The sequence below is a fragment of the Stenotrophomonas sp. MYb57 genome, from assembly GCF_002966815.1.
In the GTDB taxonomy this organism is placed as follows: Bacteria; Pseudomonadota; Gammaproteobacteria; order Xanthomonadales; family Xanthomonadaceae; genus Stenotrophomonas; species Stenotrophomonas indicatrix.
This window is the reverse complement of the sequence record NZ_CP023271.1, coordinates 3128266-3148695: the sequence shown is the minus strand read 5'-3', so window position 1 is coordinate 3148695 and position 20430 is coordinate 3128266. Positions and strand designations below refer to the sequence as shown.

At 66.2% G+C, this 20430-nt stretch carries 17 protein-coding genes and 2 tRNA genes; 10 read left to right on the top strand and 9 right to left on the bottom strand.

The genetic code is table 11. The features are described from left to right. The first annotated feature begins 191 nt into the window (after positions 1-191). From CLM74_RS14515 to CLM74_RS14470, 10 genes are all read left to right on the top strand, one after another. Positions 192-1202 (top strand): N-acetylornithine carbamoyltransferase, encoded by a 1011-nt coding sequence (locus CLM74_RS14515; protein WP_025876421.1) that lies wholly within the window; start codon positions 192-194, stop codon positions 1200-1202. Positions 1203-1273: 71 nt separating this feature from the next. Continuing rightward, a complete protein-coding gene (locus tag CLM74_RS14510; RefSeq protein ID WP_025876423.1) occupies positions 1274-2467 on the top strand; it encodes an argininosuccinate synthase in 1194 nt (397 codons plus the stop codon). A 133-nt stretch (positions 2468-2600) separates the two neighbouring features. Then, the gene (locus tag CLM74_RS14505; protein ID WP_105164384.1) at positions 2601-3689 is read left to right on the top strand and encodes an acetylornithine deacetylase; all 1089 of its coding nucleotides are present in this window, start codon (positions 2601-2603) and stop codon (positions 3687-3689) included. 74 nt (positions 3690-3763) lie between these two features. Beyond that, positions 3764-5092: an acetylglutamate kinase gene (locus CLM74_RS14500; RefSeq protein WP_025876427.1), complete on the top strand. Its 1329-nt coding sequence runs from the start codon at positions 3764-3766 to the stop codon at positions 5090-5092. Between the two features lie 5 nt (positions 5093-5097). Further along, positions 5098-5697: a GNAT family protein gene (locus tag CLM74_RS14495; protein ID WP_025876429.1), complete on the top strand. Its 600-nt coding sequence runs from the start codon at positions 5098-5100 to the stop codon at positions 5695-5697. A 10-nt stretch (positions 5698-5707) separates the two neighbouring features. Next, entirely contained in the window at positions 5708-6664 is a 957-nt protein-coding gene (gene argC / locus CLM74_RS14490; protein ID WP_105164383.1) for an N-acetyl-gamma-glutamyl-phosphate reductase, read from the top strand. Positions 6665-6683: 19 nt separating this feature from the next. Then, entirely contained in the window at positions 6684-7979 is a 1296-nt protein-coding gene (gene argH, locus CLM74_RS14485) for an argininosuccinate lyase (RefSeq protein ID WP_033831569.1), read from the top strand. Continuing rightward, complete coding sequence (locus tag CLM74_RS14480; protein WP_025876435.1) at positions 7979-8242, top strand: YciI family protein; 264 nt, start codon at positions 7979-7981, stop codon at positions 8240-8242. The genes argH and CLM74_RS14480 overlap by 1 nt, the downstream gene beginning before the upstream one ends. Before the next feature lie 10 nt (positions 8243-8252). Further along, positions 8253-9410 carry a glutamate 5-kinase gene (gene proB / locus CLM74_RS14475; protein ID WP_105164382.1) on the top strand — a complete coding sequence of 386 codons (1158 nt, stop codon included), beginning with the start codon at positions 8253-8255 and terminating at the stop codon, positions 9408-9410. Further along, positions 9407-10678, top strand: coding sequence for a glutamate-5-semialdehyde dehydrogenase (locus CLM74_RS14470; protein WP_105164381.1), 1272 nt, complete (start codon positions 9407-9409; stop codon positions 10676-10678). The genes proB and CLM74_RS14470 overlap by 4 nt, the downstream gene beginning before the upstream one ends. 581 nt (positions 10679-11259) lie before the next feature. Here the strand turns inward: CLM74_RS14470 and pgaD are convergent. The 9 genes from pgaD to cydB all read right to left on the bottom strand — a co-directional run bounded on the left by pgaD (position 11260) and on the right by cydB (position 20430). Continuing rightward, the gene (pgaD, locus tag CLM74_RS14465; RefSeq protein WP_025876441.1) at positions 11260-11751 is read right to left on the bottom strand and encodes a poly-beta-1,6-N-acetyl-D-glucosamine biosynthesis protein PgaD; all 492 of its coding nucleotides are present in this window, start codon (positions 11749-11751) and stop codon (positions 11260-11262) included. Continuing rightward, positions 11748-13001: a poly-beta-1,6-N-acetyl-D-glucosamine synthase gene (gene pgaC, locus CLM74_RS14460; RefSeq protein WP_025876444.1), complete on the bottom strand. Its 1254-nt coding sequence runs from the start codon at positions 12999-13001 to the stop codon at positions 11748-11750. Before pgaC ends, pgaD begins: the two co-directional genes overlap by 4 nt. 1 nt (position 13002) lies before the next feature. Then, on the bottom strand, positions 13003-14910 hold the full coding sequence (pgaB, locus tag CLM74_RS14455) for a poly-beta-1,6-N-acetyl-D-glucosamine N-deacetylase PgaB (RefSeq protein WP_025876446.1): 1908 nt from the start codon (positions 14908-14910) through the stop codon (positions 13003-13005). A 1-nt stretch (position 14911) separates the two neighbouring features. After that, complete coding sequence (gene pgaA, locus CLM74_RS14450) at positions 14912-16951, bottom strand: poly-beta-1,6 N-acetyl-D-glucosamine export porin PgaA (RefSeq protein WP_033831566.1); 2040 nt, start codon at positions 16949-16951, stop codon at positions 14912-14914. 375 nt (positions 16952-17326) lie between these two features. Continuing rightward, on the bottom strand, positions 17327-18532 hold the full coding sequence (locus CLM74_RS14445) for an MFS transporter (protein WP_025876450.1): 1206 nt from the start codon (positions 18530-18532) through the stop codon (positions 17327-17329). Positions 18533-18759: 227 nt separating this feature from the next. Further along, positions 18760-18836: transfer RNA gene (locus CLM74_RS14440), tRNA-Pro, on the bottom strand. A gap of 138 nt (positions 18837-18974) precedes the next feature. Continuing rightward, positions 18975-19051: transfer RNA gene (locus CLM74_RS14435), tRNA-Pro, on the bottom strand. A 56-nt stretch (positions 19052-19107) separates the two neighbouring features. Next, complete coding sequence (cydX, locus tag CLM74_RS14430; RefSeq protein WP_025876452.1) at positions 19108-19221, bottom strand: cytochrome bd-I oxidase subunit CydX; 114 nt, start codon at positions 19219-19221, stop codon at positions 19108-19110. Between the two features lie 54 nt (positions 19222-19275). Further along, complete coding sequence (gene cydB / locus CLM74_RS14425; protein ID WP_025876453.1) at positions 19276-20430, bottom strand: cytochrome d ubiquinol oxidase subunit II; 1155 nt, start codon at positions 20428-20430, stop codon at positions 19276-19278.

The following is a 20430-nucleotide window of genomic DNA, read 5'->3' as shown; positions in this document are numbered from 1 at the left end:
CCCACATTCTCGCTGGGTAATCCGGAGCTTTCTGCTGTTCGTCCGAAAAAAACCCAGCCCGCCGGCTGGGTTTTTTCGTTTTCGCGTTCTGAAAGCTTCATCTGCAACCTTTTCGTACCACCCTGGTTCCCGGTTTTCCCTTCCACCTTCCACCGCGTCGACCCTCGGCGCCGCTCATGCAAGGAATGATGATGTCCCCCAAGCACTTCCTGAACACCCAGGACTGGAGCCGCAGCGAACTTGACGCGCTGCTGACCCAGGCTGCGCTGTTCAAGCGCAACAAGCTCGGCGACCAGCTCAAGGGCAAGTCGATCGCGCTGGTGTTCTTCAATCCGTCCATGCGCACCCGCACCAGTTTCGAGCTGGGCGCGTTCCAGCTCGGTGCCCACGCAGTGGTGCTGCAGCCGGGCAAGGATGCATGGCCGATCGAGTTCAACCTCGGCACGGTGATGGACGGCGATACCGAAGAGCACATCGCTGAAGTAGCCAAGGTGCTCGGCCGCTACTGCGACATCATTGCCGTGCGCGCGTTCCCGAAGTTCGTCGACTGGGCCTACGACCGCCAGGACGTCGTGCTCGAGAGTTTCGCCAGATACTCGCCGGTGCCGGTGATCAACATGGAGACCATCACCCATCCGTGCCAGGAACTGGCGCACGTGATGGCCCTGCAGGAGCATTTCGGTACCCAGGACCTGCGCGGCAAGAAGTACGTGCTGACCTGGACCTACCACCCCAAGCCGCTGAACACCGCAGTGGCCAACTCGGCGCTGACCATCGCCACCCGCATGGGCATGGACGTGACGCTGCTGTGCCCGACCGCCGACTACATCCTCGACGAGCGCTACATGGGCTGGGCCGAGCAGAACGTGGCCGAGAGCGGTGGTTCGCTGAAGATCAGCCATGACATCGACAGTGCCTATGCCGGTGCCGACGTGGTCTACGCCAAGAGCTGGGGCGCGCTGCCGTTCTTCGGCAACTGGGAGCCGGAGAAGCCGATCCGCGACCAGTTCAAGCACTTCATCGTCGACGAGCGGAAGATGGCCCTGACCAACAACGGCGTGTTCAGCCACTGCCTGCCGCTGCGTCGCAACGTCAAGGCGACCGACGGCGTGATGGATTCGCCGCAGTGCATCGCCATCAACGAAGCCGAGAATCGCCTGCATGTGCAGAAGGCGATCATGGCTGCTGTTGCCGGCCGCTGATTTTCGTACGTCGTTCACGCATTCCAGACAATCCGCCGGGCATGGCCCGGCGCTACCAGGACATACCCCCCATGAGCAACAAAGACGTCGTTCTCGCCTTCTCCGGCGGCCTTGATACCAGCTTCTGCGTGCCGTACCTGCAGGAGCGCGGCTACAACGTGCATACCGTGTTCGCCGATACCGGCGGCGTGGATGACGAAGAGCGCGATTTCATCGAGAAGCGTGCCGCCGAGCTGGGTGTGACCAGCCACCAGACCGTCGATGGCGGTCCGGCCATCTGGTCCGGCTTCGTCAAGCCGTTCGTGTGGGCCGGCGAGGGCTACCAGGGCCAGTACCCGCTGCTGGTGTCGGACCGTTACCTGATCGTCGATGCCGCGCTCAAGCGCGCTGCCGAACTGGGCACCAACATCATCGCCCACGGCTGCACCGGCATGGGCAACGACCAGGTGCGCTTCGACCTGGCAGTGAAGGCGCTGGGCGACTACCAGATCATCGCGCCGATCCGCGAGATCCAGAAGGAACACACCCAGACCCGCGCCTACGAGCAGAAGTACCTGGAAGAGCGTGGCTTCGGCGTGCGCGCCAAGCAGCAGGCCTACACCATCAACGAGAACCTGCTGGGCCTGACCATGTCCGGCGGCGAGATCGATCGTTGGGAAGCACCGGGCGAGGGCGCCCGTGGCTGGTGCGCACCGCGCGCCGAGTGGCCGGAACAGGCGCTGACCGTCACCCTGAAGTTCGTCGAAGGCGAAGCTGTCGAGCTCGACGGCAAGGCACTGCCGGGCGAGCAGATCCTGGCCCAGCTCAACAAGCTGTTCGCCCCCTACGGCGTCGGCCGTGGCGTGTACACCGGCGACACCGTGATCGGCCTGAAGGGCCGCATCGTGTTCGAGGCACCGGGCCTGGTCTCGCTGCTGGCCGCGCACCGCGCGCTGGAAGATGCGGTGCTGACCAAGCAGCAGAACCGCTTCAAGCCGGACGTGGCGCGCAAGTGGGTGGAGCTGGTGTACGAAGGCTTCTACCACGACCCGCTGAAGACCGACATCGAAGCCTTCCTGAAGTCTTCGCAGGCCAAGGTCAACGGCGAAGTGGTGCTGGAAACCCGTGGCGGCCGCGTCGACGCCGTTGCGGTGAAGTCGCCGCACCTGCTCAACACCAAGGGCGCCACCTATGCGCAGTCGGCCGACTGGGGCGTGGAAGAAGCCGAGGGCTTCATCAAGCTGTTCGGCATGAGCTCCACCCTCTACGCGCAGGTCAACCGCTGAGCGGTTGACCACGCATTCCACCTCAACCCCGCGCCGTTGGCGCGCCCCCTTCAACAAGAAGGGGGCTCTCCACCAGACGCGTTCCGGTAGCGCCGGGCCATGCCCGGCGGAATTCCACAGGAACTGTTGATTCATGCTTGAACAGACGCTCGATCACCTGCAGGCACTGGTGTCCTTCGACACCCGCAACCCGCCGCGTGCGATCACCACCGGTGGCATCTTCGATTACCTGCGCGGCAACCTGCCCGGGTTCAATGTGGAGGTGATCGACCATGGCGCCGGCGCGGTCAGCCTGTATGCCGTGCGCGGCACGCCGAAGTACCTGTTCAACGTGCATCTGGACACCGTGCCGGACTCGCCGCACTGGAGTGCCGACCCGCACGTGATGCGCCGCCTGGACGACCGCGTGGTCGGCCTCGGTGTGTGTGACATCAAGGGCGCGGCCGCGGCGCTGGTGGCGGCCGCCAATGCCAGTGATGGCGACGCGGCCTTCCTGTTCTCCAGCGATGAAGAAGCCAACGATCCGCGCTGCATCGCGGCGTTCCTGGCCCGGGGCATTGCGTACGAAGCGGTGCTGGTGGCCGAACCGACCATGAGCGAGGCGGTGCTCGCGCATCGTGGCATCAGCTCGGTACTGATGCAGTTCGCCGGCCGTGCCGGCCATGCGTCGGGCAAGCAGGATGCAGCCGCCAGTGCGCTGCACCAGGCGATGCGCTGGGGCAACCGCGCGCTGGACCATGTCCAATCGCTGGCCTCGGCACGCTTCGGTGGATTGACCGGCCTGCGCTTCAACATCGGGCGCGTGGAAGGTGGCATCAAGGCCAACATGATCGCACCGGCGGCGGAAGTGCGTTTTGGTTTCCGGCCGCTGCCGTCGATGGATATCGATGCGCTGCTGGCGACCTTCGCCGGCTTCGCCGAACCGGAAGCGGCGCTGTTCACCGAAACCTTCCGTGGCCCCAGCCTGCCGGCAGGGGATATCGCCGAAGCCGAGCACCGCCGCCTGCTGGCGCGCGACGTGGCCGATGCGCTGGACCTGCCGATCGGCAACGCGGTGGACTTCTGGACAGAGGCGTCGCTGTTCTCGGCCGGTGGCTACACCACGATGGTGTTCGGTCCGGGCGACATCGCCCAGGCCCACACCGCCGATGAGTTCGTGACGCTGGAGCAGCTGCAGCGCTACACCGATGCCGTACACCGGATCATCGCCGCCGGCGCCTGATCGACCCACAACGCCGCTGCGCTTCTGCGCGGCGGAACTGCAACGCGGCGACCGCCGCCTGTGACGAAACCGAAATGTCTCCTGCCCTCCAGCCCCACCGCCAGACCCGCCAGACCATCGTGCGCCTGCTCTCGAGCATGGCCAGCGCGAAGGAGATCAGCCAGTACCTCAAGCGCTTTTCGCAGCTGGACGCCAAGCGCTTCGCCGTGGTCAAGGTCGGCGGCGCGGTGCTGCGCGACGATCTCGACGCGCTGACCTCCTCGCTGTCGTTCCTGCAGGAAGTCGGCCTGACCCCGATCGTGCTGCATGGCGCCGGCCCGCAGCTGGATGCGGAACTGTCGGCCGCCGGCATTGAAAAGCAGACGGTCAACGGCCTGCGGGTGACCTCGCCGGAAGCGCTGGCGATCGTGCGCCGGGTGTTCCAGCAATCCAACCTGCGCCTGGTCGAAGCGCTGCAGCAGAACGGCGCGCGCGCCACCTCCATCACCGGCGGCGTGTTCGAGGCGGAGTACCTGGGCCTGGACACCTACGGCCTGGTCGGCGAGGTGAAGAAGGTCAACCTGGCGCCGATCGAGGCCAGCCTGCGTGCCGGCTCGATCCCGGTCATCACCAGCCTGGGCGAGACCGCCGGTGGGCAGATCCTCAACGTCAATGCCGACTTCGCCGCCAACGAACTGGTGCAGGAGCTGCAGCCGTACAAGATCATCTTCCTGACCGGTACCGGCGGCCTGCTGGACGAGCAGGGCAGCGTGATTGATTCGATCAACCTGTCCACCGAGTACGACCACCTGATCGCGCAACCGTGGATCCACGGTGGCATGAAGGTGAAGATCGAACAGATCAAGTCCCTGCTGGACCGGTTGCCGCTGGAATCGTCGGTGTCGATCACCCGGCCGGCCGACCTGGCCAAGGAACTGTTCACCCACAAGGGCTCGGGAACGCTGGTGCGCAAGGGCGAGAAGGTGCTGCGTGCAACCGCCTGGAGCGAGCTGGACCTGCCGCGCCTGAAGGGCCTGATCGAATCCAGTTTCGGCCGCACCCTGGTGCCGGACTATTTCGAGAGGACCACGCTGCTGCGCGCATATGTCAGCGAGAACTACCGCACGGCGGTGATCCTCACCGATGAGGCCGAGGGCGTGTACCTGGACAAGTTCGCCGTGCTCGATGATGCGCAGGGCGAAGGGCTTGGCCGCGCGGTCTGGAACGTGATGCGCGAGGAAACCCCGCAGCTGTTCTGGCGCTCGCGCAACGGCAACCCGATCAACCACTTCTACTACGCCGAGTCCGATGGCTGCTACAAGCAGGGTCATTGGAAGGTGTTCTGGTACGGTGCCGATGGCATCGACCGGATCAGGACCTATGTCGACCACTGCGCGGTGCGTGCGCCGAGCCTGGAGGGCTGAGCGCGATGAACCACGCAGACTGGACCCGGGTACCCACGTTGACCGGCACGCATGCGCGGCTGGAACCGCTGCAGATGAGCCACATCGACGGCCTGCGCGGCGCGTTGGGCGAAGGCGCGCTGTCCAGGCTCTGGTACACCCAGGTGCCCGATGCGAAGGCCATGACCGGCTATGTGCAGGCCGCGCTGCAGGCACAGGCCGAAGGCAAGGTGCTGCCGTTCGTGGTGTTCGATGCCAACGACCAGATCGTCGGCACCACCCGTTACTACGATCTGCAACCGGACGTACCGCGGCTGAGCATCGGCTACACCTGGTATGGCGAATCGGTGCAGCGCACCGGGGTCAACTCCGAAACCAAGCTGATGCTGCTCAGCCATGCCTTCGAGCGGCTGGAATGCCTGAGCGTGGTGTTTGAAACCAGCTGGTTCAATTTCACCTCGCGCACCGCGATCGCACGCCTGGGCGCCAAGCAGGATGGCGTGCTGCGCAATCACCGCCGGCATCCCGACGGCACGCCGCGCGACACCGTCATCTTCTCCATCATCGATGCGGAATGGCAGGGCGTGAAACGCCACCTGCAGCACCGCCTCGATTCGCACGCATGAGCACGCACGCATGAGCACTTCCTCCTCGTTCACCGTCGGCATCGTCGGCGCCCGCGGCCATACCGGCGCCGAGCTGATCCGCCTGGTGGCAGCGCATCCGAACCTGCAGCTGGGCTTCGTGTCCTCGCGTGAACTGGCCGGGCAGCGCGTGTCCGACCACTACCCGCAATGGCAGGGTGAACTGCAGTTCGAGAATCTCGACGCCGACGCCGTTGCCGCCAAGGGCGTGGATGCGGTGATCCTGGCCCTGCCCAACGGCCTGGCCGCACCGTTCGTGGCGGCGCTGGAAACGGCGAAGCCGGACACGGTGATCGTCGACCTGTCGGCCGACTACCGTTTCGACAACACCTGGTACTACGGCCTGCCCGAGCTTACCCGTAGCCGTTACAGCGGGCAGAAGCACATCAGCAACCCCGGCTGCTATGCCACCGCGATGCAGCTGGCGATCCATCCGCTGCTGGATCTGCTGGCTGGTCCGCCGCAGTGCTTCGGCGTGTCCGGCTACTCGGGTGCGGGCACCTCGCCGTCGGACAAGAACAACGTTGAACTGCTGGCCGACAACCTGATGCCGTACGCGCTGACCAACCACGTGCATGAGCGCGAGGTTTCCGTGCAGCTGGGCGTGGCGGTCGAATTCATGCCGCACGTCGCGCCGCATTTCCGTGGCATCACCCTCACCGCCAACCTGTGGTTGAACCGCGTGCAGACCCGCGAGCAGATCGTCGAGCGCTTCCAGCACGCCTACGCCGGTGAAGCACTCATCGAGGTCGTGGACGAGGCGCCGTGGGTGAGCCGCATCGCTGGCCGCCACGGTGCCCAGGTCGGCGGCTTCACGCTCGCCCCGGGCGGCAAGCGGGTGGTGGTGGTGGCGACCCTGGACAACCTGCTCAAGGGCGCGGCCACCCAGGCCATGCAGAACCTCAATCTTGCGCTGGGCATCGACGAACTGACGTCGATCCCGCACTGAAACCGTACAGGAGCTCCCCATGGCAGACCTTCTTTGGCAGAAGCCAGGCGTCGCTGTCGATGCCCAGATCCAGACCTTCCTCGCCGGCGACGACGTGATCCTCGATCGCGAGTTCTTCCTGCATGACATTGCTGCCAGTGCCGCGCATGCGCAGGGCCTGCAGCACATCGGCATCCTCAGCGCCGACGAACTGGCCGGGTTGCTGCGTGAACTTGAGGTGCTGGCACAGGACTTCCGCGAAGGCCGTTTCGTGCTGGATACGCAGTATGAGGATGGCCATTCGGCGATCGAGGCACGGTTGACCGAACGCTTGGGTGATGCCGGCCGCAAGATCCACACCGGCCGCAGCCGCAACGACCAGATCCTGGTCGCCACCCGGCTGTGGTTGAAGGAAAAGCTGCAGCGCGTGGCGCAGGTCAGCGCCGAGGTGGCAAAGGTTGCACTTGACCGTGCGCAGGCCGAGCAGCATCTGCCGATTCCCGGTTACACCCACATCCAGCGTGCCGTGGTGTCCTCGGCCGGCATGTGGTGGGCCGGTTGGGCCGAAGCCTTCATCGACAACGCCGTGCGTGCCCGCGATACCCATGCACTGGTCGATGCCAATCCGCTTGGCACCGCCGCCGGTTACGGCGTGAACCTGCCGCTGGATCGCGAGCACACCACTGCCGCGCTCGGCTTTGCGCGCATGCAGATCTCGCCGATCTACGCGCAGCTGTCGCGTGGCAAGTTCGAACTGGCTGCGCTGGAAGCGCTGGGCGGCGCGACCCTGGACCTGCGCCGCATTGCCTGGGACCTGTCGCTGTTCACCAGCGCCGAATTCGGTTTCGTCGCGTTGCCGGCGCAGTACACCACCGGCAGTTCGATCATGCCCAACAAGCGCAATCCGGACGTGATCGAGCTGATGCGGGCGACCCATGCCAGCGTCGCCGCTGCACGCACCGAAATCGAGCAGCTGCTGTCGCTGCCGTCGGGCTACCACCGCGACCTGCAGTCGTCCAAGGGCGCCATCTTCCACGGCTTCGGGCGCGGCCTGGCCGCGCTTGAACTGCTGCCGGCGCTGCTGGCCAACCTGGAATGGCGCGATGACAAGCTGCGTGCAGCGATCGATTCGGGCATGTATGCCACCGATGTCGCGGTGGAAGCCGCGGTAGCGGGCGTACCGTTCCGCGAGGCCTACAAGGCTGCTGCTGCCGGTGCCGACAGTGCAGGGCAGGGGCGCACGCCGGAAGGCAGCCTGGCGGCGCGCGTATCGCCGGGTTCGGCGTCGGACCTGCGCCTGGATGAACTGCGCGCGCGCTGGCAGGCGCTGTCCTGATGGCCGGCACCGTCTACCTGGTGCTGGCGATGCGCCTGCCGGGCTTCACCGACGCCGTGGTGCAGCCGCACCGCGACTTCCTCGATGCGTTGCAGGCCGAGGGCCGGCTGCAGCTGACCGGCGGCTTTGCCGACGGCAGTGGTGGCGCCTATGTGCTGTGCAACCTCGACAGCCTCGCGCAGGCGCAGGCCATCGTCGCCACCGATCCGCTGGTGACGATGCAGGCATCGGCGCTGAGCGTCCATGAATGGAATACCCGCTGAGGCGCCCCTGATGACTGTCCACGCCGCCCACGTTGCATCGCCGTTCCCCGAACAAGCGCTGCCGTCGTGGCGGCGCGCCGTGCTCAAGGTCGGCAGCAGCCTGCTGGCCGCCGACGGTGGTGGCCTGTCGCCGCGCCACGCGCTGGGCCTGGCCCAGTTCGTTTCGGCCAACGTGCTGGCCGGGCGCGAGGTCGTCATCGTCTCCTCCGGCGCGGTCGCTGCCGGCCGCGCGATCCTGCCCCGGGCCGATGAACCCGGTGCGGCGATGGCGGCGCGGCAGGCGTTGGCGGCCCTGGGCCAGGCGCAGCTGATCGGTCTGTGGCAGCGCTTCTTCGAGCGCCCGGTGGCGCAGGTGCTGCTGACCCATGACGATCTGCGCAACCGCCGCCGCTATCTCAATGCGCGGGCAACCCTCAACGAGCTGCTGCGGCTGGGCGCGCTGCCGGTGGTCAACGAGAACGACACCGTTTCGGTGGATGAGCTCAAGCTCGGTGACAACGACAACCTGGCCGCGACGGTGGCAGCGCTGGTCGATGCCGATGCGCTGTTCATCGCCACCGACATCGACGGTCTCTACAGTGCCGATCCGCGCACGCATGCCGATGCCCGGCCACTGCATGAAGTGGCCGAGTTGAACGATGCCGTGCTGGCGATGGCTGGCGGCGCCGGTTCGGTCGCCGGTACCGGCGGCATGCGCACCAAGCTGGAGGCCGCAGCCAAGGCCGGCCGTGTCGGCATCGAAACCTACCTGTTCAACGGCCGCAGTGGCGAGGTGGTGCGCGCGCTGGCGCAGGATCGCCTGTTCGGCACCCGTATCCATGCAGCACGCAGCCGTGAGGCGGCCCGCAAGCACTGGCTGCGCCACGCTCCGCTCGCCGAAGGCGCGATCCTGATCGATGCCGGCGCCGTCCAGGCGATGCGCGAGAAGGGGGCATCGCTGTTGCCCGGTGGCATCACCGGTGCCGACGGCGCGTTCCGGCGCGGTGACATGGTGCAGGTATGCTGGAACACCGACGCCGGCCGGGTCTGCGTGGCCCGTGGTGTGAGCCAGTACGCCGCAGATGACGTGCGCCGCATTGCCGGCCGCCACACCCGCGACATCCAGACCGTGCTCGGCTACAACTACGGCGGTACCGTCGTCCATCGCGACGATCTGGTGCTGCCATGAACCCACTGCAGGATATGCCGATGAGTGAGATCGAATCGCAGGCCCGTGCCTGCCGCGCCGCGGCCCAGGTGGTTGCCGGCCTGGACAGCGATGCGCGCAGGGCACTGCTGCAGGCGATGGCGCAGGCGCTGGAGGTCAATGCCGGACAGATTCTCGCAGGCAATGCACGCGACCTGGCCGCCGCCCGCGACAAAGGTGTGGGCAGCGCGATGCTCGACCGCCTGGCACTTGACCCGGCGCGCCTGCTGGCGATGGCCGACGCCGTGCGCGAGGTGGCCGGCCTGCCGGACCCGGTCGGGCAGGTGACCCGCGACGACGTGCGTCCGAACGGCATCCGCGTGCAGAAGGTGCGCGTGCCGCTGGGGGTGATCGCGATGATCTACGAAGCACGCCCGAACGTGACCGCCGAAGCCGCCGCGCTGTGCCTGAAGGCGGGCAACGGCGTGATCCTGCGTGGCGGCTCGGAGGCGATCCATTCCAATACCGCCATCGCCCAGGCGTTGGCGGGGGCATTGAAGGCCAACGGCGTGCCCCCTGCCGCTGTGACGGTGCTGACCGACCTGCGTCGCGAAGCAATGCTGGAACTGCTGCAGCTGCACGAACTGATCGACCTGGCCATCCCGCGCGGTGGCGAAGGCCTGATCCGCTTCGTCGCCGAGCACGCACGGGTACCGGTGATCAAGCACTACAAGGGCGTCTGCCACCTGTTCGTCGATGCCAGTGCCGATCTCGACAAGTCAGTCGATCTGCTGGTGGACGGCAAGTGCAGTCGCCCGTCCGCGTGCAATTCACTGGAAACCCTGCTGGTGCACCGGGACATTGCCGCAGCGTTCCTGCCGCGTGCTGCACAGGCGCTGGCCGAACGTGGCGTGCAGCTGCGCGCAGACGAGCGCGCGCAGCCATTGCTGCCGGGGAGCACCGCGGCCAGCGAAGACGACTATGCCGCCGAATTCCTTGATCTGGTACTGGCGGTCCGCGTGGTCGACGATCTTGATGCAGCGATCGCGCACATCCGTACCTATACCTCCGACCACACTGAAGTGATCGCCACTGAAGACGTAGCCAGTGCCGAGAGTTTCGTCAGCGCATTGCGCTCGGCGGTGGTGATGGTCAACGCGTCTTCGCGTTTTTCCGATGGTGGCCAGCTTGGCCTCGGCAGCGAGATCGGCATCTCCACCACGCGCCTGCACGCCTATGGCCCGATGGGGCTGGAAGCGCTGACAGTCGAACGGTTCGTGGTGCGCGGCGAAGGCCAGGTCCGAAGGTAGGGTCACAGCCGGGCTGCGCCCGGCACCCGCGGAGGCCACGGCAACAGCCGAAGCAACAGCCGAAGCAACCGCAAATGCAACGGCAACGGCAACGGCAACAGCGGGGTTCCTGCGGGATAGCGGGGTGGGTCCGGTTGCGGGGGACGCCGTGAACCCGTCCATGGGGGCTTGGCCGCGGCATCCATGCCGCGGACACCCCCGCAACCGGACCCACCCCGCCTTCGACAGATCTCCGCAGTCTGTCGGGATGGCATGACTTGCTCTTGGTGGGTGTCGACCTTGGTCGACACGTAGATCCACGCCATGCGTGGATGCTCTTTGATGAATTGTCGACTATTCGATTTCGATGGAGATTCATCCACGCATGGCGTGGATCTACCAGATTGCGGAAATCTGTCAGAGGTGGGGCGGTGTCGGATTGCGGGGTGTCAGCCGCATGGATGCGGCTGCCAAGCCTACAAGGACGTACTTGCGGCGTCCCCGCAATCCGACACCGCCCCGCCTCCCACGGAATGCCAGCTGTTGCTGTTGCCTTGGCCGCTGCCTCTGCGGGTGCCGGGCGCCGCCCGGCCGAACCCCCGTTACCTCAACAGCTGCGCGGTCATGCCCAGTGGCCGTGCATGCTCATCCATGTGCAGGGTGATGGCCTTGGCACCGAACATCTGTTCGGCAAGCTGATCGCTGGCACCCAGCGAATGGGCGATCTCCGCACGACTTGCGTCCTCGTGCGGGCCGCGCCGTTCCTTGCCGGAGAAGCGGTAGCGGTTGTACTCGGCCCAGGCGATCAGCAGCAGCGCACAGCACGCCAGGATCACCGGCAGGGCGATGATCACGAACGGGTCCAGATGCTGCTTGCGCTCGTACAGCTGCAGCCACGCCAGCTGCCCACCGAGCAACCAGGACACCAGCGTGACCAGCGGTGCCCACAGGTAGAAGTAGAACCCCCAGAATGCCAGGGTCACAAAGCCCCAGGCAGTGCGTTGCAGGCGGGGCTGCTTGCGCGGTTTCTGGATCAGGCGCGAGTCGAAGCGGTTGGACGGCGTCCTGGCAGTCGTCTGGCGATGTGCGTTCATCGGATACCTCTGTCTGGGCTGACCCAGGTGGCTCGCTTGCCACGCCGCCGGAGAAGGGTCTTCGGCAGCGCCACCAGCGTGGTGAACAGGCTGATCAACCAGTACGCCATCGGGTACCAGATGACCCAGAAATAGTTGCGGCCGATATGCGTTTCGTAACGCCTGTCGATGATCAGGCTGCTGGCGAACTGCAACAGGCAGACCAGGGCCAGGATCACGCCATGCCATTGCGGCAGCAACGTGTCGATGTACAGCGACGGCGGCATCGGGATGAACTTGCCCACTGCCCACAGCAGGATGATCACCAGCATGGTGTAGGCCCACAGCACGCTGAGGATATATTCCAGCAGCACGCCCCACATCCGCCGCTTGCGCCAGCTGAACAACGAGGAGCCGTGGCGCAGCAGGACTTCCACGCCGCCCTGTGCCCAGCGTAGTCGCTGCCGCCACAGGCCCTTCAGCGTTTCCGGCATCAGGATGAAGCACAGCGCATTGGGCTCGTAACGGATATCCCAATGATCCAGCTGCAGCCGCCAGCTGATGTCGATGTCCTCGGTGACCATGTCATCGGCCCAGTAGCCGATGCGATGCAGGGCGGTGCGACGGAACGCGGCAATGACGCCGGACACGGTGAAGATGCGGCCGTACACGCGTTGGGCGCGCTTGATCATGCCGATGATCGAGGAGAACTCCGCCACCTGCAGGCGGCCGAGCAGGGTGGAGCGGTTGCGGATGCGCGGGTTGCCGGTCACCGCACCCACGCGTGGGCCGCTGGTCAGGTGCCAGACCATCCAGTGCATGGCGAACTCTTCCAGCATGGCATCACCATCGATGCACACCAGGTACTCCGATCTCGCGGCCAGCGCGCCCATGCGCAACGCGTTGGCCTTGCCCAGGTTGCGGTCCAGGTGGACCACGCGCAGGCGCGGATGAAGCGCTGCAAGCGCGTCCAGGCGGGTGCCGGTGTCGTCGGTGCTGCCATCGTTGATGGCGATCACCTCGAAGTCCGGATAGCGCTGGGCCAATGCCGCGCCGAGGGTGTCGTCCAGGTTCGCCGATTCGTTGTGGCACGGGATCAGCAGGCTGGCGAACGGATACTCCGCCATCGGTGGTGGGTCGTTGCGCGGCCGCGACTTCCGCTCACGGCGGAAGAAGTAGTACAGGCCCCCGGACATCCAGAAGAACGCCATCACCATGGGGTAGAAGAAGGCGAACTGGAACATGGCGTTGAGCCACGGATTCATGTCCACGTCACTTCTCCGGGTACGGGAAGTTGCGCGCGGACATCGCCGCGCGTGCATCCTGGGTCGACGGCTTGTCGGCGATGAAATCGTCCGGGTACCACGCGAAATGGCGCACGCCCTGTGCCTGCAGGCGGCGGATCTGCGCGCGCAGCTGTTCGCCGCTGATCGGCCGCTGCGTGCGCCAGTCCACGGTCTGCAGCTCGAACATCGTGTGCTTCAGCTCGGGGTCGTGCGCACGCACGGCCACCACCAGCTTGTCCAGCCAACGCTGCGGGCGGCGGCTGCCTTCCATCCATGGCATCGCCATCAGCGCGGTGCGGTCGTAGGCCTTGTTGAACAGGTCCAGGCGCTGGGCGAACCACGCCGCGCTCTGCGGCTCCAGCACCGGCTGCGCGTACAGGTTGCGCACGGTGCCCAGCTTGGGGCGCCAGCGTTGTGCGCTGTCACGCAGTTCCAGGGTGAAATCAATCAGCGCCTGGGTGCGGCCGCCGTCGCTGCCTTCCTGCGGCAGCTGGGCCAGTTCGGTATCGCGCACGTAGCCGTCATCGTGGAACAGCAGGCCTTCGAAATACGAATTGATCGCCAGGTCTTCGTAGATGTCCTTGATGATCTGTCGTGCCTGCGGCTTGGTGAAATCCAGGCGGTACATGCCATCGCGTTCCGGGCTCTGGATGCCCAGCGCCGCACGCTGCGCGGCGTCGGGCAGTTCATAGCCCAGCACCGGCAACCACGCATACACCTTCACCCCGGCACGGGTTTTCAGCTGCCAGGCGACGCGGTTGAACAGGTCCGCGCGCATCGGCAGGTGGCGGTTCGGGAAGTACAGGGCATCGGCGGTGTTGTTGCCGTCCGGATCGGCGAAGGCCTGCAGGTAGACATGGGTCGGGCCGATCCGCTTCACCCGCTCGATCAGCGCATCCAGGTTGCGCGCCTGCTGTGCAGGGTCGCTGTCGTAGACCGAGTCCATATCGATCTGCAGTGCACGGGTGCCGTCCAGATTGACGTTGCGGCGCAGCTCGAAGGCCAGCGAGGTGATGTTCGGATTGCTGGTCACCAGCAGGCGTGCCAGGCCATGCAGGTCGGCCGTCACCGGCGTGCTGCGACCTTCCAGGTCGAAGGACACCGGCATGCCCAGCTGCTCGGCGATGTCGTTGCTCAACTGGTTGTAGGCGGCATACGGCCAGACGATCGCTTTCGGGCGTACACCCAGTTCCTTCTCGATGCGCTGCACGCTGCGGCCGAGATCGTCGCGCAGGCGCTTCTCGTACTCCTGCGCGCTTTCGTAGCGCTGCGCCTTGGGGTCGTAGATGCGGGTGATCACCGCCGGGGTCTGGTTGCCCTGTGGGTTGGACTGCACGCCGTGGTGCAGGTTGTCGGTATGGCTGGCCAGTTCGATCAGGCCGCTGGCCTGCATCTCGCGCAGCTGGTCCCAGGTCAGGAAGTCGTCATGGCCGAAGGGACGGTAGCCGTAGTCGATGGTGCGGCCCGGTGCCATGTCCACGTAGTCGGTGATCACCGCCACCAGCGCCGGATAGTTGTACGCGCGCAGCAGCGGATAGACGCGGCTGTACACGCTGCGCAGGCCGTCGTCGAAGGTCAGCAGCACCGGTCGCGGCGGCAGCGTTGCTTCGCCGCGCGAGGCCTTGATCAGCTGTGACAGCGAGACCGGGTGATAGCCATGCGCGGACAGCCAGTCCAGGTGTGCGGCGAAGTTCTGCGTGCTGACCGCGTAGGCGTCGCCGTCGGATTTTTCCAGCACATCATCGCGCACGTCGTGGTAGCTGAGGACCAGCAGGCCGTTGTCGGCCGCGTCCAGTTCCGCGGCCGAGCTGGCGCGCTGGGCTGCGGCAGGCAGGGCGAGGGCCAGCAGCGCCAGCAGCAGTACGGTCGTCAGGTTGCGAAGCATCCGTTCCATCTCATTCTCCCCAGCGCAGCGCGGCATCGAAGCCGATATGTCGTTCACGTTGGCCGTCGTAGACCGGCCGCGACCAACTCACGCCGTACTCGAGGATCCGCCCTTGATCGAACTGCCATTCGTGGCGATAGGCCACGGTTGGAATGATTGAACTGCCAAAACCTTCCTGCCAGTAGTTGCCCACCGAGACCGTCAGGCGATGGCGGAAGTGGCGCTCGTAATGGCGCCACAGCTGTTGGTCGATGCGCAGGCCCACTTCCACCGAGCGATCCCGCGAGGGGTTGAAGTAGGGCGCATCGTCGCGGCTGCCACGGCTGGTGTAGACGCTGCCCAGGCCATCGATCAACAGGCGCGGGCGGGTCAACAGCCGTTGTTCGATCGCACTGTTCAGCGTATCGCGGCGGTTGCCATCGTCGTAACGGAACTGGCTGCCACCGAAGCTCCAGTGGGTGCGCTCGTTGCGCGTGTAGTCCACTGCAACCGCAACGCTGTCGGCGGTGATGCCCGCCACGCGTGCCTGCATCGAGGCTTCCGGATCATTGCGGGCAGCGGTCACGCCGGCATGCCAGCGATCATTGAACTGCCAGCCGAAGCCGCCGCGCAGGCCGGTGTCGCCGATGCTGTCGTTGGGGCGCATCACCGCCGCCTCGGCATCGAGGCGGTCGAAGCGGTAGCGCACGCCGGCACCGATCCACAGCGGATCGATGTCCTGGTCCTGAAAGCTGACCGAACGGCGGTCGGCGAAGGCAAACAGGCGCCAGCGGTCGTTGAGAACCGGCGAGGCCACTTCCACGCCGTAGTGCAGGTCGTCGTTGCCCAGCGGCGAGGTGCCGCCACCGCCGGAACTGCGGCCACCCTCGACCTTGGCCAGCAGCTGCCAGCCGCGATGGGCGCGCCAGTCACGGTCCATGCGTTGCACCGCCGGCTGGCTTGGATAGCGTGCCAGCAGGTCGTCATGCAGCGGCCGCGCCAGGTCGTCGCGTTGCAGCTGCACGTAGGATTCGTACATGCCCAGGCGCGGCGCGATGTCACGCGGGTCCAGGGTATAGGCCATCTGGTGGCGCTCAAGCGCCCGCCGTGGCCAGCCGCGCATCTGGTAGACGCTGCCCAGTGAAGTCTGCAGGCTGCCATTGCCCGGGCCGACCTCGACCAGGGCTTCCAGTTCGCGCTGGGCCGTGGGCAGGTCGCCGCTGTAGGCCCGCACCATCCCCAGGTTCAGGTCGGCCTCGTAACGCGCCCAGTTCTGGAAGGGGGTCTTGCCGCCGCCCCAGCGCCAGGCCGGTTCGTCCTTCTGCCAGGCCTGCAGGTAGCCCACCGCCTTCTCCGCCTGCTCGGTTTCCAGATAGGCATAGGCCAGCTCCGAGCGTGTCTCGAAGCGTGAGGGATCGTTCTTTGCGGCGGCCTCCAGCAAGGGAATGGCCTCCTCCGGGTTCTGCGTGGCCATCAGCGAGTCGCCTACGGCTGGCAGAACGTAATCGGGCAGGGCATGGCCTTCGCGCTGCAGCGCCCGCGCCTCGTCGCGCACCTGCGCGTGGCGGGCCAGGCGGTTGAGCAAGATCAGCCGGTCCATGCGGATACGCAGCGGCGCCTGCGCCTGCGCGGTGCCATCGCGCTCGACGTACTGCTCCATTTCCGCCAGCGAAGCCTCGGCCTCGACCAGCCGGGTGTCTTCGCTTTCCCCGTAGGCCAGGCTCCAGTTGACCAGCTTGGCCACGTAGTTGGCCTCCAGCCGCGCTTTCTGGTCCTGGTCGAACAGGTTGGGCCGGGCCTGGTAAAGCCGCCAGGCGCGATGGGCGTTGCCGATGTCGCCCAGGGTCAGGACCTGCAGCTTGTACAGCAGGTCGTCGTTGGGCTCGCGCAGCTGCGCCCGCTCGATCGCTGCCAGTGCATCGACCCAGCGTGCCTGGTCACGGTAGTGCCCGATCTCGGCGAGCCGGTCGGCGCGCGTTATGACGGTGGGCGGCGAGGCCGCGTGGGCCCAGCACGCCAGAGTGGCGCAGGCCAGGCCGACGCACAGCGCCAGCGGACGATGAACAACCATGAGACCCCCTAAGCATCCATTGCTGAACGATGTGCTCAAAAGTGTGACGCACATCACATGCCAACTATAGCTGACGCTCTGCCAAAGCGCCTACTTCCTATCCGTACCTTGTTGACGGAGAGTCCTTGGATGACCGGCCAGCCCTGTCGCAACGCGTTGTCGCGCATACACTTTTCTGCTGTCCACTGTGGAACGGCACGGGGCAGCCCGGGGCCGCCCTGTGGGGGCGTACCACGCTGGCAGGGCCGGTTCTGGACACGAAACGGGTCAGCTTTGGACACGCTACGTCACCCGCTGCGGTGGCGGTGTGTAGATCGCGGTAGTGGGGTGTGTGGGTCCAGCTTCACGGCGGCGGGCGTCAGCCCGCCGGTCCGGTCACCACAGGTCTTCCAGCTTGCGCGGCTTGCAGGCCACCCACGAGGCGCACAGCATCAGCAGCGCGCAGCCGAACAGGAAGGCGAAGGGCAGGGTCCAGCCCTCGCTGACGGTATGCAGCCAGCCGACCAGGAACGGGCCAAGGCAGCTGAAGCTGTAGCCCACGCCCTGCATGAAGCCGGACAGGGCCGCAGAACCGGTGGGGGTGCGCGTGCGCAGATTGATCAGGGTCAGCGCCAGCGGGAACGTGGACGGCCCGACGCCCAGCAGGCAGGCCCACAGCAACGGCGCCTTCATCGGGGCGAACAGCAGGCCGGCGAAGGCGATGACGAAGGCGGAGAAGCCGATCAGCACCAGCGGGAAGGGATTCTGCAGGCGCACCGCCAGCGATGGGATCACCAGCGATGGCAGCAGGCCCAGTGCCGAAAACACCGCAACCATCACCCCGCCAAAGGCGGGCGTGGCGCCGGCTTCGACCACGATGCGCGGCAGCCAGGTGAACATCGAATAGGTCATCAGCGAGGTCATGCCGAACATCAGCGTCATGCTCCAGCCCAACGACGTACGCCAGACCTTGCCGTGCGGCTGCGCGGTGGGGTCGTTGCTGTCCAGTACCGGCCTGGGCGCACTGCGTGCCAGCAGCATCCATGGCAGGGTCGCAGCCAGTGCCAGCAGCGCCCACATGCCCAGCGACACCCGCCAGCCTGCGGCGTTGGCCACCGGCACCGCCAACAGTGCCGGCATCATCGTGCCCAGCTGCAGCACGCTGATGTACAGCGTGCTCATGGTGCCGACCTTGTTGGCGAAGTAGCGCTTCACCAACGGCGGCACCACCACGTTGCCGATGCCCATGCCCGCCAGTGCGATCACCGAGCCCAGCAGCAGGGTGCCGACATTGCCGGCGCTGGAGCGCAGCAGCAGGCCGGCGGCAGCCATCAGCATCGCCAGCAGGGTGGTGCGCTCAAGGCCCAGGCGTCGTGCCAGCGCCGGGGTGGCGACGCCGAACAGAGCGAACGACGCGGTCGGCAGCATGCCCAGCACGCCGGTCATGGTGGTGCCGAAGCCGAACTGCTGGCCCAGCACGTCCAGCAACGGGGTGATGGAGGTGACGGCGGTACGCAGGTTGACCGCCGCCAGCAGGATCGCGGCGAACGCCAGCACGCGCCCGTGCAGCAGTGGTGGCGAAGGGGAGGTGGGCGAGGTCATGCGGTGTTCCTTGCAGGTGGCGCACGCCATGCAGAATGACGTGCAGCGCCCGCACCGGGCGCGGCCGGTGTGGCAGGTGGGGGAGTGGCGGCCATTGTACGTGGCCGGGCCGGGTCAGGTCCCCGGCGACATGTGCTGATGGCGGCGTAGCCGGGTGTCCCGGATTCCAGGTACAAAAAAACCCGGAGGACACTGATGTCTTCCAGGCTTCTTGGTGACCACCGGAGTGGTCGGGGAGACAGGATTCGAACCTGCGACCTCTACGTCCCGAACGTAGCGCTCTACCAGACTGAGCTACACCCCGAAGGGAGCCGCCTATTCTAGCCATTTCCCCCGATGGCGGCAAGGGGGAAGACCGTTCTGCTTCGCTGCCGTGGCAGCGACTCCTGCGGGAACAAAAAAGCCTGGAAGACTTCACCAGGCTTCAATGCGACCACCGAAGTGGTCGGGGAGACAGGATTCGAACCTGCGACCTCTACGTCCCGAACGTAGCGCTCTACCAGACTGAGCTACACCCCGAAGGAGCCGCCAAGAATACGGTGTGAAGGCCGTATCGGCAACCCTTTTTTACAGTTTCAACGCACTTCCTTGTCGGCGCGGGCGCTTTCGCGCGCTTCGAACCACATCCCGTTGAGGATGGCCACGACCGAAGCCAGGCCGGCGCCGAGAATCCAAGCGAAATACCACATGGTCAATCTCCTGTGTGCGAGGGGTGTGCCGACCCTGGGCCGGCACACGGGCAATCAGTACGCGTTGGGGTTGTCGTCCATGTCCTCGACCGTCGTCTTGCCCTTCAGCACGCGGTACACCCAGGTGGTGTAGGCGAGGATGATCGGCAGGAAGATGGCCGTGGCCAGCAGCATGACCCACAGCGTGAGGTGGCTGGACGAACTGTCCCAGACGGTCAGGCTGGAGGTGGGCTGGCTGGAGGACGGCAGCAGGAACGGGAAGATCGCAAAGCCGACGGTGAGGATGATGCCGGCAATGGACGCGCCCGAGGCGATGAAGGCCAGGCCGCCACGACGCGCGCGCAGCAGCACCGCGCTGGCAAGCGCACCCAGCAGGCCCAGCACCGGGAACACCAGCGTTGCCGGCATGCTGCTGTAGTTGCGCAGCCAGCCACCTGCGGCGGACCCCAGTTCGGCGGTCTTCAGCAGCGGATTGGTCGGCCCGTCGGTCACCACCTGCGAAGTGATCTGGTAGCCCGGCAGGCCGAAGGCCACCCAGGCGCCGGCAGCGGCGAACAGCACGAAGCTGATGATGGCGGCGATGCTGCCATAGCGCGCCGCACGTTCGGCCACCGGGCCGTCGGTCTTCAGCACCAGCATGGCCGCACCGTGCGACACCAGCATGGCCACGCTGATCAGGCCGGCGATGAGCGCGAACGGTGTCAGCAGGCCGAAGAACGAACCGGTGTAGGTCACGCGCAGGGTGTCATCGAAGTGGAACGGCACACCCAGCAGTACGTTGCCCACGGCGACGCCGGCAATCAGGCCCGGCAGCAGGCCACCGACGAACAGCACGCGGTCCCAGTTGTCGCGCCAGCGCTTGGACGGCAACTTGCTGCGGTACTTGAAGCCGACCGGGCGCAGGATCAGCCCGAACAGCATCGCAAACACCGCCAGGTAGAAGCCGGAGAAGCTGACCGCATACAGCGGCGGCCATGCGGCGAAGATCGCGCCGCCACCCAGCACCAACCAGACCTGGTTGCCTTCCCAGACCGGGCCGACGGTGTTGATCACCAGCCGGCGTTCTTCATCGGTCTTTGCCACGAACGGCAGCAGCGTGCCGACGCCGAGGTCGAAACCATCCATGACGGCCCAGCCGACCAGCAGGATGCCGAGCAGCAGCCACCAGATCACGCGGAGCGTGGTGTAATCAAGTGCAATGAATTCCAT

Bases quoted from the DNA above. Each gene is read 5' to 3' on its own strand.
- CLM74_RS14515 (WP_025876421.1), top strand. From the start codon at position 192: ATGTCCCCCAAGCACTTCCTGAACACCCAGGACTGGAGCCGCAGCGAA.
- CLM74_RS14510 (WP_025876423.1), top strand. From the start codon at position 1,274: ATGAGCAACAAAGACGTCGTTCTCGCCTTCTCCGGCGGCCTTGATACC.
- CLM74_RS14505 (WP_105164384.1), top strand. From the start codon at position 2,601: ATGCTTGAACAGACGCTCGATCACCTGCAGGCACTGGTGTCCTTCGAC.
- CLM74_RS14500 (WP_025876427.1), top strand. From the start codon at position 3,764: ATGTCTCCTGCCCTCCAGCCCCACCGCCAGACCCGCCAGACCATCGTG.
- CLM74_RS14495 (WP_025876429.1), top strand. From the start codon at position 5,098: ATGAACCACGCAGACTGGACCCGGGTACCCACGTTGACCGGCACGCAT.
- argC (WP_105164383.1), top strand. From the start codon at position 5,708: ATGAGCACTTCCTCCTCGTTCACCGTCGGCATCGTCGGCGCCCGCGGC.
- argH (WP_033831569.1), top strand. From the start codon at position 6,684: ATGGCAGACCTTCTTTGGCAGAAGCCAGGCGTCGCTGTCGATGCCCAG.
- CLM74_RS14480 (WP_025876435.1), top strand. From the start codon at position 7,979: ATGGCCGGCACCGTCTACCTGGTGCTGGCGATGCGCCTGCCGGGCTTC.
- proB (WP_105164382.1), top strand. From the start codon at position 8,253: ATGACTGTCCACGCCGCCCACGTTGCATCGCCGTTCCCCGAACAAGCG.
- CLM74_RS14470 (WP_105164381.1), top strand. From the start codon at position 9,407: ATGAACCCACTGCAGGATATGCCGATGAGTGAGATCGAATCGCAGGCC.
- pgaD (WP_025876441.1), bottom strand. From the start codon at position 11,751: ATGAACGCACATCGCCAGACGACTGCCAGGACGCCGTCCAACCGCTTC.
- pgaB (WP_025876446.1), bottom strand. From the start codon at position 14,910: ATGGAACGGATGCTTCGCAACCTGACGACCGTACTGCTGCTGGCGCTG.
- pgaA (WP_033831566.1), bottom strand. From the start codon at position 16,951: ATGGTTGTTCATCGTCCGCTGGCGCTGTGCGTCGGCCTGGCCTGCGCC.
- CLM74_RS14445 (WP_025876450.1), bottom strand. From the start codon at position 18,532: ATGACCTCGCCCACCTCCCCTTCGCCACCACTGCTGCACGGGCGCGTG.
- cydX (WP_025876452.1), bottom strand. From the start codon at position 19,221: ATGTGGTATTTCGCTTGGATTCTCGGCGCCGGCCTGGCTTCGGTCGTG.
- cydB (WP_025876453.1), bottom strand. From the start codon at position 20,430: ATGGAATTCATTGCACTTGATTACACCACGCTCCGCGTGATCTGGTGG.